General features: G+C 49.3%; 7 protein-coding genes. 6 read left to right on the forward strand and 1 reads right to left on the reverse strand.

The genetic code is table 11. From position 1 onward, the window contains the following. Positions 1–7 precede the first annotated feature (7 nt). The 6 genes from NL644_RS07340 to NL644_RS07365 all read left to right on the forward strand — a co-directional run bounded on the left by NL644_RS07340 (position 8) and on the right by NL644_RS07365 (position 14,764). Positions 8–1,408 (forward strand): fructose-specific PTS transporter subunit EIIC, encoded by a 1,401-nt coding sequence (locus tag NL644_RS07340; protein ID WP_114323446.1) that lies wholly within the window; start codon positions 8–10, stop codon positions 1,406–1,408. Positions 1,409–1,529: 121 nt separating this feature from the next. After that, on the forward strand, positions 1,530–4,361 hold the full coding sequence (locus NL644_RS07345; protein WP_114323447.1) for a GH92 family glycosyl hydrolase: 2,832 nt from the start codon (positions 1,530–1,532) through the stop codon (positions 4,359–4,361). A gap of 130 nt (positions 4,362–4,491) precedes the next feature. Further along, positions 4,492–6,912, forward strand: a complete 2,421-nt coding sequence (locus NL644_RS07350; protein ID WP_199804213.1) for a GH92 family glycosyl hydrolase — start codon at positions 4,492–4,494, stop codon at positions 6,910–6,912. Positions 6,913–6,959: 47 nt separating this feature from the next. Beyond that, positions 6,960–9,665: a GH92 family glycosyl hydrolase gene (locus NL644_RS07355; protein ID WP_253658229.1), complete on the forward strand. Its 2,706-nt coding sequence runs from the start codon at positions 6,960–6,962 to the stop codon at positions 9,663–9,665. Between the two features lie 72 nt (positions 9,666–9,737). Further along, complete coding sequence (locus NL644_RS07360) at positions 9,738–12,194, forward strand: GH92 family glycosyl hydrolase (RefSeq protein WP_253658230.1); 2,457 nt, start codon at positions 9,738–9,740, stop codon at positions 12,192–12,194. Positions 12,195–12,283: 89 nt separating this feature from the next. Continuing rightward, a complete protein-coding gene (locus NL644_RS07365; RefSeq protein WP_114323451.1) occupies positions 12,284–14,764 on the forward strand; it encodes a GH92 family glycosyl hydrolase in 2,481 nt (826 codons plus the stop codon). Positions 14,765–14,795: 31 nt separating this feature from the next. Here the strand turns inward: NL644_RS07365 and NL644_RS07370 are convergent, their stop codons facing one another. Next, a complete protein-coding gene (locus NL644_RS07370; RefSeq protein WP_114323452.1) occupies positions 14,796–15,866 on the reverse strand; it encodes a nitronate monooxygenase family protein in 1,071 nt (356 codons plus the stop codon). Positions 15,867–15,926 lie beyond the last annotated feature (60 nt).

A 15,926-nucleotide genomic window follows, 5' to 3' on the forward strand; every position in this document is an offset into this window, starting at 1 on the left:
TGAAATTATGAGTACAATCACAGCTCAAGCTAGCAATAATAGCGATTTCAAAAAACTCCTAAGTACCATGAAAGGTCACCTTTTATTCGGTACTTCTCACATGCTTCCATTTATCGTTGCGGGTGGTGTACTACTGGCTCTGGCGGTAATGGCATCCGGTAAAGGTGCGGTTCCTGCAGACGGGTTATTGGCTGATATTTCTAATATCGGTATTAAAGGTCTGGTGTTGTTCCCAATTATTCTTGGTGGCTTCATCGGTTACTCAATTGCAGACAAACCAGCACTAGCGCCAGCGATGATCTCTTCTGGCATCATGGCTGACATGGGCGGCGGCTTCCTAGGTTGTATCGTCGCTGGTTTTATCGCTGGTGGTGTAGTTCTACAACTTAAGAAGATCCCTCTTTCTGCTAACATGACTGCGTTGGGCGCTTACTTCATCTACCCACTTGTTGGTACGCTTATCTCTGCAGGTATCGTTCTATGGGGTATCGGTGAGCCAATCAAGATCTTCATGGCTTCTATGAACGAATTCCTAGCTTCTATGGCTGGCGCTTCTAAAGTGGTTCTAGGTACGATTCTTGGTGGTATGACTGCATTCGATATGGGCGGTCCAATCAACAAAGTAGCAACGCTATTCGCTCAAACTCAAGTTGATACTCAACCATGGCTAATGGGTGGTGTTGGTATCGCAATCTGTACGCCTCCTCTAGGTATGGCACTAGCAACATTCCTATTCAAGAAGAAGTTCACTAAGCAAGAGCAAGAAGCCGGTAAAGCAGCAGCAATCATGGGTTCTATCGGTATCTCTGAAGGTGCTATCCCATTCGCTGCAAACGACCCAGTACGCGTTCTTCCTTCAATCGTTGCTGGTGGTATCGTTGGCTGTGTGTTCGGCTTCCTAACAGACGTACTACTACACGCACCATGGGGCGGTCTAATCACAGCACCTGTATCAAGCAACATCCCAATGTACGTTGTGGGTATCGCACTAGGCTCACTAACAACAGCAGTTATCGTTGGCTTCTGGAAACCAGTTGCTGAAGAAGAAGCAGAAGACGAAATCGCAGAAGCAGCACCGACGCAAGCTCAAGCGGCTCCAGCAGCAGGCGAAGGCGAGTACGACATCGTAGCAGTAACATGTTGCCCATCTGGTGTAGCACACACATTCATGGCAGCGAAAGCACTAGAGAAAGCAGGTGCGGCAGCAGGTCTGAAAATCAAAGTAGAAACTCAAGGTCAAAACGGAATCCAGAACCGCATCACTGACCTAGATGTAGCAAACGCGAAGCTGGTTATTCTAGCTCACGATATCCAAGTAAAAGACGCTCACCGCTTTGCAAAAGCAAACGTTGTTGAGTGTTCAACGAAAGAAGCGATGCGTAACGCAACGACTCTTGTGAAAGCTTAAACCTTAAGCTCCTCCCCCTAAGAGCCCTTTCCCCCAAAGGGCTCTATTTCAAGTTTTTAAGTTTTAGTAATACCTCTGCTTTCAACAACTACATAAACCTACAACTTACAAGGCTTTAAAAATGAAATTCAAACCTTCCCTACTCGCTTGCGCAGTTCTCAGTGGTCTAGTCGGTCTGACTGGCTGTAACGACGACACAACCAACATTTATGAAGGCGGTGATACCAACCCTGCACTGCCGGATATTCCTGACGGCGGCAAGCCAGTATGTCCTCCAGTTGGCGATGGCGACTGTGATGACAAGCCAAACCCAGAAACACCTGAAATCGACATGGGCGTTCACATCCCGGTAGATTTCGCCGATATGGACGTAACACGCTACGTCAACCCATTCATCGGCACAGGTAACCTAGGCAACACCTACCCTGGTGCAACCACACCACACGGCATGGTGCAGCTTTCTCCAAACAACGGCTCTAATGGCTGGGAATACATTTCAGGCTACTACTACCACGACGCACGTACTTCCGGTTTCTCTCATACCCACCTTTCCGGAGCTGGTGCTGGCGACTTGAACGACATTCTCGTCATGCCAATCAACTCGCGTTCGGATTACATGATTGATGAAGGTTCGGCAACGCTAAACCTAGAAGCGTCTCGCTTCCAACATCGTGACGAGCAAGCGACAGCAGGTTACTACAAAGTCGATCTATTGGATTACGACATCAAAGCTGAGTTGACGGCGTCTGATCGCGTTGGTGTACACCGGTACACCTTCCCTCGTGATGAGAAATCAGAAATCATCGTGAACACCGGCTTCAAAATTAACTGGGACTACACATCAGATTCTTACTTGAAATGGGACAAAGACAATAACCGTCTTGAAGGTCACCGTTTCTCTGATGGTTGGGCACCAAGCCAAAAAGAATTCTTCGTGATGGAATTTGACCAACCAATCAAAAACGTTCGCTTTGCTTACTACGATAAAGAGCAAGGTCGTTACATGGATGTGCCAGAAGGCATTACGGAAATCGGTAACGAAACACGTGGCAAGTATCAATACGCACGCGCTTACGTTGAGTTCGACACATCTAAAGACGGCTTAACGGTTGAAGCGAAATTGGCGCTATCAAACGTTGAGATTGGCGAGAATGGCAAGTCTGGTGCTTCTCTTAACATGACAGAAGTTGCGGGCATGAACTTCGACCAAGTACGCGAAGCGGCAACGAAGAAATGGGAAGACGAACTCGGCAAGATCCAAGTCTCTGGCGACGAAGATTACAAACAAACCTTCTACACCGCGATGTACCACTCGTACCTAGGTCAAACCATTCACTCTGACTTAGATGGTCGCTACCGCCAAGTTCACCAAGGTCGCAACGCCTACCCAGATGGCAACACACCTTGGGGCGATAAGATCGATACGCTGAAAGAGTCGATCCGCACAGCCGATGCTAACAAAGATGGCAAAGCAGACTTCACGCGCTACGACACTTTCTCTTTGTGGGATACCTACCGCGCAGTTCAACCGCTGTCTTCGATTCTTGAACCTGACCGCCTAGCAGACGTGGTGCTGTCTATGCTGTCTTACGCCGAAGAAGAATGGGTGGATGACAAAGGCAACGTGCGCAAAGGTCGCCTGCCTGAGTGGACATTCAAAGGCAACGAAACTGGCATGATGATGGGCATGCACTCAACGCCTGTGATTCATGATGTGTTGTCGAAAGGCTCACTAGAAAAACGCATGATCGACCTTGGCTTCACAGAAGCAGAGCGCAAAGACGTTAAAGAACGTTTAGTTGAAGCGATGATCACAGACGCACGCGCCGCAACGAGCCAAGGCGTAGCATGGATCAAAGAGTACGAAGAACAAGGTTACGTGCCAGCGCAATTGCACGATACACCACCAGATTCTTACGGCAGTCACTCACCATTTAAAGACTCTTGGACAGCATCTTACTCGCTTGAATACTCAATGAACGACTGGGCAATCGCACAATCGATCAAAGAAGTGTTCGGTGAAGAAGATCCACGCTACACCGAGTTCGCTAACCGTTCTAAAAACTGGCAAGCGCAATTCGACTTCGGTGGTAAGCAATACCAAGGTTGGTTCAAAGCCCGTGACTACGATGGCGAGTTTATCGATGCAGGTTGGGTAGACCCAATCACCGGTCGTGCGGTTGGTAAAGACTGGCGTCCAGACATGTTCAACTGGTCATTCTCTGAATCGAACGGCTGGCAATACTCGTTCAGTGTTCAGCACGACATTCATGGCTTGATTGACCTGATGACACGCTTCGACAAGACACAAAACCCTGAAGCAGAACGCGGTGACTTGTTTGCAGCGCGCTTGGATGAGTACTGGTCAACCTACCCAGACCGCAACGCAGGCGACAACCAATTCCCAGTGTTCAACACAGGTAACGTTGGTCAGCACGTTCAAGGTAACGAACCAGATATCCACGTTCCGTACTTGTACAACTACGTAGGTCAGCCTTGGAAAGGTCAGGCAGCCATCGCCGCAGCGACCAACATTTGCTACAAGAACACCGCTGACGGCATTTGTGGTAACGACGACTTCGGTACGCTCTCTGCGTGGTTCGTGTTCCGGGCGCTTGGTTTCTACCCAGTAAACGCTTCTTCTGGCATCTACGAAATCGGTACTCCGCTGTTTGAAAGCGCGTCTATCGATGTCGGCAACAACCAGAAGCTCACGGTGACTGCGAAGAACGTTAGCCGCGAAAACATCTTCATTCAATCGGCTCGCTACAACGGCAAAGACTTCAACCGTACTTACCTGACTCATGACGAAATCATGTACGGCGGTGAGTTGGAGTTCGTGATGGGCGACAAACCAAATCAACGTTGGGGCTCTCTAGAGCAAGATCTTCCACCAGCACAAGGCATCGGTGAGTTCTTGCATGAAGACGAGATGCCAGCAGGTTCTCGTTAATCCCAATAGTGACAACTCAGCCGGGAGCGCATCTCCCGGCTATCCCTACAAGCAAATTTTATAAGCAGTCCTTTAGAAACAGTCTCTTATAAACACTTTTATATACGAATAACGACAAAACGGTATGCACATGTTTAAACGTAATCTTATCTCTTTGGCTATCCTGGTTGGTCTGACGGGTGGCTTGGCTGGCTGTAACAGCGACAACGATTCTTCCTCTTCACTGCCGGGCGATCCAATTGTTGATCTCGCGGTGTTGAAATACGTCGATCCAATGATCGGCACAGCAGCTTCTGGTCATACATTCCCGGGCGCGACGGTACCGGCAGGTATGGTTCAACTGTCTCCAGATACTTTCATCGGTTCTAACACAGACCACGAATCGGGACTTAACCCATGGCATTCAGCTTCTGGCTACTGGGATTCATCCAACTACGAAACTGGCGAAGTAGTTAACACTGACGTTCCGCTGTACGGCTTCTCCCATACTCACCTTTCAGGTACAGGCGCAACGGACTTAGGCGACATCTTGGTTCTGCCATACGCAGACATGGCGAACACACAACTGAACTCTTTCGACAAAGCCAATGAAGAAGCAAGCGCAGGCTACTACAAAACCAAGCTAAACCAAGGTCAAATCGAAGTCGAACTGAGCGCAACCAAACGCGTTGGTTTGCACAAATACACTTTTGCTGAAGGCGCGGACCGTAACGTGAAGTTCGATTTAGGTCATACCCTAATGAACAACAACGGCAAATCTTTGAAGAACAAAGTAGAAGTGGTGGACGAATACACCATTCGCGGTCGTAAAACCTCAACAGGCTGGTTCCAAGGGCAAGATCACCAAGGTCAAGACATCTTCTTCTACGCGAAATTCAACCAACCAATCGCCAAAGCACTGTTGGGCGAACAAGATCTAGAACCAACGCGCGAAATGCGTAGTGGTGCGGTTTACTCAGGCGATGATCTGACGGCTTACCTAAACTTCGGCACTGGCGAAGAGCCAATTGAAATCCGCGTCGGTATCTCTCCTGTTAACTGGCAAGGCGCACAGAAAAACTTAGAAGCGGAAGCACCAAGTTTCGACCTAGCACAAGTGAAAGAAGACGCGGAATACGCGTGGGCTGAGAAGCTAGCAAAAATCAAAGTAGAAGGCGGCACAGACGCAGAGAAAACCAACTTCTACACTGGCATGTACCACATGATGATCGCCCCAATCGAGTTCTACGATGTGGATGGTCAATACGTGGATATGCTTGGCACGGTGCGCACACTGAAAGATGGCGATACGCCAAACTACTCGATTTACTCAACGTGGGATACGTTCCGCGCGGTTCACCCAATGTGGACCATCATCGACCCAGACCAAGCAACGCTATACGTGAAAGACTTGATTCGTAAATCCAACGACGAGTTTGGTCTATTGCCGAAATGGGAAGGTCACGGCTCAGAAACCGGCACCATGATCGGCTACCCATCGGCAGCGATTCTTGGCGATGCCGTAACCAAAGGCTTGATTGATGCAGAGCAAGCTTACACCGCATCAGTAAAATCAGCACGCTACACACCGCATGAGTACCCACAGATTCATGACGACATCCTAAGCTCACTTATGGCAGGTCAGTTGAATTACCACGAGAAAGAACAGTGTGTTCGTTACCCGAACTGGAACTCAGTATCGTACTCGTTGGAATTTTCATTCTACGATTGGACGATCGCAGAAATGGCAAAAGCCGCTGGCGATATGGACGCGTATGAAGAGTTCAAAGCTCGTTCTTACAACTCTTTGAAACACTGGGATGCAGAAGCAGGTAACGCAGACGGCACGGGCTTCTTTGTACCGACAGAACTGAAAGAAGGTGACCCATGTGCACTGAAATACGCTTCAACTGACTTCGACCCTTACAAATCTGACGCGTTCTACTACACAGAAGGTAACGCGTGGCAGTGGCAATGGGCGTTCATGCAAGACTTAGACAAGCTGACTGAAATCATGGGCGGCACGCAAGGTCTGAACGACAAACTGAACAACCTATTTACTGCCGATCCAAATGGCGGCGAAGCGCACCAAGACATGACAGGCTACATCGGTCAGTACATTCACGGTAACGAACCTTCGCACCACGTCATCTACTTGTACAACCGTACTGAAGAGTCTTACAAGGCGCAGGAATACCTAGACCAAGTTTACGACCAGTTCTACAAACCGACGCCAGACGGCCTCATCGGTAACGAAGACGTAGGTCAAATGTCGGCGTGGTACTTGATGTCAGCACTGGGCTTCTACCAAATCTCGCCAACCGATCCAACCTACAGCATCGGTCGTCCAATCTTCGACAAAGCGACGGTAGACATTGGTTCTGGCACGTTCACGGTAACGGCTGAGAACAACGGTCCAGACAACATGTACATCAAAGAAGTAACCATCAACGGTAAGCCTCTGGATATGTACAACACCTTCAAGCACAGCGAATTCAAAGCAGGCGGCGAACTGCACTTCGTGATGACAGCTGACAAGTCTGAAGCAATGCAAGCCAACCTAGGCAAATAATAATTTTGAGGGGACCTTGTGTCCCCTTTTCTCGTGGAATAAAAACAATGAAACTAAAAAGAACCCTACTCTCTACCGCAGTGTTAACCGCCATGCTTGGTCTTGCAGGTTGTGGCAGCGACTCTGATCCAGAAACTCCGGTTATTTCTACCCCTACTTTGGAATTCGTTGATACCTTGATCGGCACTAAAGGTCTTGGCAACGTCAACCCATCGCCAGTGATGCCAGAAGGTATGATTCAACCGTCACCAGATAACTTCGATCCAAACGGTTGGAATGGCAAAGGCTCGCCTGTCGAATACGACCCAGTACACAGCTTGCTTTCTGGCTTCTCAATGACCCACATTTCTGGCGCAGGTAAAGGCGACCTAAACGACTTCGCTTTCTTGCCATACACAGGCTTCAATACCGATGCCGTAACCATGGATAAAAGCTCGGAAGTGGCAGAAGTTGGTTACTACTCGGTTGACCTTGTAGAAACTGGCGTAAAAGCAGAACTGTCCGCAACCGAGCGCGTGGCGTTCCAACGTTACACTTTCAAACCGGGCGAAGACCGCAAAGTACGTATCGACCTGCAACACGAACTGTTGGAGCAATACGGCAACCACTCTCGCAGCATCTACTACAAACGCGTTAACGACACCACCGTCGTAGGTGCACGTACCTCAAACGAATGGGGTCAATGGCAAACCGTGTTCTTCGCAGCAGAATTCTCTGATCCAATCATTGAAGAAAACCTGTACACCAAGCTGGCTTCTGAAAGCAAACTCACCCCAACTGACGCTACCGAAGTCGGCTTGGAAGATTACCGTGGTTACGCTGAGCACAAACCAATGCTGGGCGAGCCAGAACCTGACCCAGAACGTTTGGCAAAACGCGCAAACGATGTCCTGACGCATTTGAACTTTGGCAAGAGCGATGAGCCATTGGTGGTCAAAGTAGCGATTTCTGGCACTGGCGTTGACGGCGCACTGAAAAACCTAGAAGCAGACACTAACGGCTGGGACTTCGACAACGTCGTACAACAAAACCGCGTGGCTTGGGAAAACATCCTTGGCGAGTTTGAACTGGAAGGCGGCAACAAAGCTGATAAGACCATGTTCTACACCTCGCTCTACCGTACGTTCGTTGCTCCATTCCTATACCAAGATGTGGATGGCAAATACCGTGGCATGGATGGCAAAGTGCACCAAGCAGAAGATGGCTTAGTGAACAACTCAGTGTACTCAATGTGGGATACCTTCCGCGCCGCACACCCACTGAAAACCATCATCGATAAAGACCGCGCGATTGAACACGCACGCGATCTATTGAACAAATACCAAACGGGTGGCGTGCTACCAAAATGGGAACTGCACTCGGATTACACTGGTGAAATGGTCGGTCATCCTGCAGTCTCAGTTATCGCCGATATCATGGTCAAACACCCAGAAGCCTTTACCGCAGCTGAGTTTGATTTGGCGTTGAAAGCCGCTGACGAAACGGTCAACTTTAACCTTGATAAAACTGAAAGCTGGGTGCCTTACCAAGATGCTTGGAACGGCGACAAACGCTTCACAGTAATGACGCGTCATAACGACTACCAAGAAGACGTCGGCTTTATTCCAGCCAACACTAAATGGGCGCCGGACTCTGGCGAAAAACCGGGTTACGTGGAAGGCTTGAAAGTCGATAAATACGACGAGCTCGTGAACGAATCGGTGTCTTACGGTCTTGAGAATGCTTACTACGACTGGTGTATCGCTCAGATCGCTAAACTTGCGGGCAACGACCAGCAGTACGACCGCTACATGGCTCGTTCTGAATCGTTCAAGAACTACTTCGATTACAACCCAGAGCAATACGGCAAACTGCAAGACACCAAAGGCAACGCATTGGGTGCAACGGGCTTTATGCGTCCGGCATACATGAATAGCGGCAGCAAGGTTTGGGCAAACAACCTGAAAGCCGAATGTTTGGACGAGAACATGGCACTGTCTATCCCAGACGGTATGGACTACAACGCCTGTAAAGACCGTAAAGCACTCAACGAAAGCGACGTGTTCTGGCCTTACCGCGCCGAGCACCGAGGCGAAGACTTTACTGAAGGCAACACATGGCAATGGACATGGTTTGCACCGCACAACTTGAACGGTCTGGCTAACGTGATGGGTGGAGAGCACATCGACCGCACCGACTTCTCTCTTCCTGAAGACGTAACCGAACAAGGCAAAGCGGCATTCCTCGCTAACTTGAATGCACTGTTTAATGCGGACTCCAACGCCGATACAAGCCAATCACACGATATGTCCGGCTACATCGGTCAGTTCGTGATGGGTAACGAGCCTGATCACCACGTGCCTTACCTATACAACTGGACGGCAGAGCCTTGGAAGACACAAGAAATCGTCGTTCAGGCGATGAACGAGTTCTACCACCCAACGCATGAAGGCCTGATTGGTAACGAAGACGTCGGTCAGATGTCGGCGTGGTATGTGATGTCTGCATTGGGCTTCTACCAAGTCACACCGGGCGAAGCAAGCTACACCATCGGTCGTCCTCTGTTCGACAAAGCCGTTATTCCAGTCGCGGACGGTAAATTCACCATCACCTCAGAAAACAACAGCCAAGAGAGCATCTACGTGAAGTCGGTGACCATCAATGGCAAACAATTGAGTGACAACTTCAGCTTCGCGCACAGCGATTTGAAAGATGGTGGTGAGCTGCATTTCGTCATGACTTCAGACAAATCTGAAGCGATGAAAGCGCAGTAGTCGATACCTATCCAAATAACGAAAGGGGGCATCTAGCCCCCTAAAAAACTTCACTACAGTGGAACCATAAAAATGAAACTAAAAAGAACCCTTATCTCTACCGCTATACTCGCTGCCATGTTTGGTCTTGCTGGTTGTAACAGTGATGACGACAACAGCAAATCTGGAACACCATCCCTCGACACCACGCTAACCCAATACGTCAATCCATTGATTGGTACAGGCGCAGATGGTCACACCTTCCCAGGGGCGGTTGTGCCTTACGGTTTGGTGCAACTTTCTCCTGATACCGAAATGGAAGGCTGGGGCTCTGCTGCAGGTTACTTCGACCACGGCAAGCTGACTGAAATCCCAGTGTATGGTTTTTCCCACACTCACCTTTCTGGCACAGGCATCACCGACCTTGGTGACATCTTAGTTCTGCCTTTCACCAAGAAAGAAAACGCCGTTTTCAACACCTTCGATAAAGACAACGAAACCGCAGAAGCGGGCTACTACGCGGTTGAACTAAACAAAGGCGAAATCAAAGCCGAGCTAACCACCACGCAACGTGTTGGCTTCCACCGCTACACCTTCAAAGAAGGCACTACGCCACACATCAAGTTCGATTTAGACCACACCCTCAACAAAGGTCACTTCAACAACCGCACCATGAAGGGTGATTTAGAGTTCATCGACGCTTACACCATCCGCGGTTTACGTAGCTCGAACGGTTGGGCGAACAACCAGCACGTTTACTTCTACGCCACTTTCAACCAACCTATCGTCAAAGCCATCGCTTTGGTTGACGGCGCAGAAACGGAAATCGATGTAAACAACGACAACATCGACGCAGTGAAAACCATCGCTTACCTAGAATTCGCACCATCATCAACACCGCTAGAAATCCAAGTCGGCTTGTCACCAACAGGCACAGAAGGTGCGGAGAAAAACCTAGAAGCAGAAGCGAAAGACGTGTCATTTGATACTGCGCGCGCTCAAGCCAACGACGCATGGCACCAAGAGCTTAGCCGCATGATGGTATCTGGCGGCACGGAAGATCAAAAAGAGATCTTCTACACCGCGCTTTACCACGCTTCTATCGCGCCAATGATTTTCCAAGATGTCGACGGTCAATACCCTGCGATGCGTACTCGCATTCAAAAAGACGCGGGTGACACACCAAACTACTCTGTGTACTCCATGTGGGATACCTTCCGTGCAGCGCATCCACTGAAAACCATCATCGACCCAGAACGTGCCGAAGAGTTTGCCAACGACTTAATTCGTAAATACGAAGACGGTGGCATTCTGCCGAAATGGGAACTGCACAGCCACTACACGGGCACCATGATCGGTTTCCCTGCGGTTTCTATCATTGCTGACGCGATGGCGAAAGGCTTAGACATCGACCCACAACTTGCCAAAGAAGCGGCTGAGTTTACGGTGCGTTACCACGAGGCGTCTGAATTCCCAGATTGGACGGAAGACAACAACATCGGCGCGGCAAACGTTGTGCAAGTGAAGGTGTATGAAGAAAATGGCTTTGTTCATCACGGCTACTGGAACAGTGCGTCTTACACGCTTGAGTTTGCTTACGGCGACTGGGCAATGGCAGAAATCGCGCGCATGGCTGGCGATGTAAAACTGCAAGAAGAGTTTATGACTCGTGCCGACAACTGGCTTAACCATTGGGATGCAGAAACTGGTTTCTTACGTCCAAAGAACCACCCGCTAAGCTCATCACCAAACAAACCACCATTGGAGTTCAACCAACCAATTGATGAAGATCGTTTGGATGAGTGTGAAATGGTTGAGTGGCCAGAAGGCTCAGGCGTGATGAAAGAGAAATGCCCACTGCTACCATTCGACCCTTACTATGTGGACGAGTTTGCCTACACCGAAGGGAACGCGTGGCAATGGAAGTTCCAACCAATGCACGATTTCAATCGCCTGAAACAAGAAATCTATCAAGCCGACTTGGCGCAAGGCAAAGACACCACGCCAGAGAAAGCGTTCCGTGAAGACTTGGACGAGCTATTCAACGCGCGTTCTTCAAACACAGGTGAAGAGCTGCCAGACCTAACGGGTTACATCGGTCAGTACATGCACGGTAACGAACCATCGCACCACATTCCTTACCTATACGCGCTAACGGATGAGCCATGGAAAGCGCAAGAGTACCTAGACCGCATCATGTCAGAGATGTACACCAGCGAGCCAACCGGTTTGATTGGTAACGAAGACGTAGGTCAAATGAGCTCTTGGTACTTGATGTCAGCAATGGGCTTCTACCAAGTGACGCCTGCGGATCCTGTCTACACCATCGGTCGTCCTATTTTTGATGAAATCACCATTCCAGTGGAAGGCGGCGAGTTCACAGTCATCGCAGACAACAACAGCCCACACAACAAGTACGTGAAGTCCGTAACCATCAACGGCAAACCGCTAGATGCCAACTTCACCTTCAAACACAGCGAAATCAAAGCGGGCGGCGAGCTTCACTTCGTCATGACCGGTGACAAGCAAGAAGCTCTTCAAGCTCAGTAACGTTTTATGTAATTCGTGTTTAAAGAATAAGCAGATAGATTAACTCAGTGGCAGGAAGTGACGCGCTTCCTGCCTAAGGAATCAAGATTATGAACTTTACGAAAACCGCTATCGCCACCGCAGTGATTGCAAGTGTTATTGGTTTGGCTGGCTGCAACGATGACGACGATAACACCTCACCAAGCGTCGATACTTCCAACCTAAAATACGTCGACCCATTCATTGGTACCGGCTTTAACGGACACACCTTCCCGGGTCCTGTTGTGCCAGAAGGCATGGTGCAACTGTCTCCAGATACCGAGCTGATCGGCTGGCACTCTTCATCAGGTTACCACTTCGATAAAAAGACCTTATTTGGCTTCTCCCACACTCACCTATCTGGCACGGGTATGGGCGGCTTAGGTGACATTCTGTTCCTGCCGTTTACCGAAGATAAAACCAAGTACATCGAAGACAGCGACGACTACCGCGAAGCGATTTCGGTCAAGATGGACAAAACCTCAGAAGTGGCAGAAGCGGGTTACTACTCGGTGAAAATTGCTGAGAACGGTATCAAAGCTGAGCTTACAGCTTCTGAACGTGTCGGCTTCCATCGTTACACATACCCGCAAGGTCAACCACAACGTCTGAAGATAGACCTCAACTCCATCCTAAACAGTGACTGGGGTTCGACCTCTCTGCGCAACAAACTGACGGTGAGCGAAGACGGTCATACCATCACGGGCGAGCGCGATGCAGCGCACTTCTCTGGTTGGGCGAAAAACCAAAAAATCTTCTTCTATGCGACTTTCGATAAGAAGATCAAAGACGTCTACATCCTTGCCAATGGCGAACCTGTTGACGGCCTAACGGCAGAACACGTTTCTGAATTGATATACGATGACCAAGGTAATCCAGTTAAGCGTGTCAAAGCGGACGTCACTGCCTACATCGAATTTGAAGATGAAGGCTCACAAGAGTTGAATGCGCAAGTGGCGTTATCTGCGGTTGACCCACAAGGCGCAGAAAACAACTACGATGCCGAAGCGAATGTCTCTTTCGATACTGCGCGCAACAACGCACGTGAGAAATGGGCAAAAGCACTCAACTTCTCAATTGAAGGGGGCACAGAAGATCAGAAAGAGATCTTCTACACTGCGCTTTACCACACCAAAATTGCGCCTATGGTGCATCAAGACGTGGATAGTCGATTCCGTGGCATGGGCAAAGGCTCAATTCGTGAAGGCGAAGGGGAATATTCCATCGCTTACGGTCAAGCGACAGAAGAGCAGCCAAACTTCTCGGTATACTCTCTATGGGATACCCAACGTGCATTGCACCCACTAAAAACCATCACTGAGCCAACCCGCGCGGTGCAATACGCGAAGAACCTAGTTCAGAAGTACACTGAAAGCGGCTTGCTGCCGAAATGGGAGCACTTAGGTGACGAGACAGGTACCATGGTTGGCTACCCAGCGGTAGCAGTGATTGCGGATGCGATCACTAAGTTCCCAGAAGAGTTTACTCAGCAAGAGAAAGAGCTGGCGCTGAAAGCCGCGATCGACTCTTCGACTTACGAGAACTACCCTGCATTGCAAGCAGATTGGGATCAAGGCGTATTGGATCGCACTTTAACCAAGCACATCGACTACATTGAGAAAAACGGCTTCACGCCTGCTATTCAGCGTGTCGATGGTGAACCTGTATTTGAAGACTACACGGTTGAGTCTGTTTCTTACGGTCTGGAAAATGCGTTCTACGATTGGGCTATCGCGCAAATCGCCAAAGCAGCCGGTGATACTCAAGCGGAAGAGCAATACCTTGAACGCTCAAAAGACTACAAGAAGTACTTCGATTACAACCCAACGGAATACGCAGAACATGGCGTGACGGGCTTCATGCGCCCAGTGATGATTGATGAAACCTTCATGACGCCATTCGACCCATACGGCACAGAACACGAGACAGGTAACTACACCGAAGGTAACGCGTGGCAGTGGACTTGGTTTGTGCCGCATGACATCGCGGGCTTAAAAACCATCATGGGTGGCGATGCTGAGTTCCAGAAAAACCTAGAAGCGACCTTCACCGCAGAAAGCCAAGGTACAGAAACACCGGATATGTCTGGTTTGATTGGTCAAGTTGCGTTTGGTAACGAGCCTTCGCACCACATTCCTTACCTATTCAACTGGACCGCAGAACCATGGAAGACGCAACAAGTCGTCGACCACATTCTTGATGACATGTATTTCGCTGCGCCAGAAGGTGTTATTGGTAACGAAGACGTGGGCGCAATGTCCGCTTGGTATGTGATGTCTGCATTAGGCTTCTACCAAGTGAACGCAGCAGAACCTATTTACACTGTGGGTCGTCCGCTATTCGACAAAGCGGTGATTCCGGTGAAAGGCGGCACGTTCACCATCACCACAGAGAATAACGCCGATGACAACATGTACATCAAGTCTGTCACCATCAATGGCAAAGCTTTGGATAACGGTTTCTTCTTCGACCATTCCGAGTTCAAACCAGGTGGTGAGTTGCACTTCGTGATGACAGGCAAGCAATCTGAAGCGATGAAAGCGCCTCAATAACCTTCACTTGAAATGTGTTCCTCAGGCCAAATCAGTCTGAGGAACATAAGCTCAAATCAATCCCTTCCACTAATGACAGTGTCATTTCTGCTGCCGAAACTTCCTTGCAACCCGACGAATTTTGTCCGCACCACAACGGCGTAAATTCATCTCGGTTTTGCTTCTCCATAAGCGCTCTTAACTGAGTCATTTCAATGGAAGCATATGGGAATTTCGGCGCAGACTCACAGATGTAGCCTAGATCCGACATCGCGCGATTCACAATGCCTCGTGCTGGCCTGCCCGAGAAAACATTGGTCACCGCCGTATGCTGCGCACGCTCACTGGCAATCGCATATCGATGTAAAGACGATGTTTTCGCCTCATCACACAACAAATAGGCGCTGCCAACTTGAACGGCACTCGCTCCTAACTTCAGCGCGGCTTCTACACCGTTTCTATCGGCAATTCCTCCTGCTGCAATAACAGGCAAATTCACGCGCTTGACGATTTGCGGTAACAACGCCATCAGACTTAATTGAGTAGTTAAATCATCCGATAAAAACATGCCTCGGTGTCCACCAGCCTCCAAGCCTTGAGCAATAATGCCGTCAACGCCTTTTGCTTCCAGCCACAGTGCTTCATCCACAGTGGTCGCTGTCGAAAGGATCTTCCCTCCCCAACCTCTAATTCGCGCTAACAAGTCATCGGCAGGCAAACCAAAGTGGAAACTGATTACTGGCGGTGCAAATGGTTCAATCGCGTCAGCAATATCATGATTGAAAGGCATCCTTGTCGGAGCGTTTGGCTGAGCCTGCACGGTTGCACCCACTTCAGCAAAATACGGTTGCAGCGTTTTTTGCCACTCTTCGTGCTTGTTGGCATCATATCCCGGCATTTCATGGCAAAAGAAGTTGAGGTTGAACGGTCGGTTGGTTGCCTGTTTGATAAGTTGAAGTTCTTTTACGATGGCGTCTTTGTTCAGCATTCCACAAGGTAACGAGCCAAGCCCGCCAACATTACTGACAGCTATGGTCATTTGGCTGTCTTGCACGCCGGCCATTGGCGCTTGAATAATCGGTAACTCTGTTCCCAAAAGTGTATTAAATACCTTGTTTATCATGATCTTTCCTTGAAAACTTAACCTTTACCTGTGATGGCTCTGCGCCATAGTTATCCAGAC

Source organism: Vibrio sp. Y10_XG_PY6, assembly GCF_024181795.1.
Taxonomy (GTDB): domain Bacteria; phylum Pseudomonadota; class Gammaproteobacteria; order Enterobacterales; family Vibrionaceae; genus Vibrio; species Vibrio diabolicus.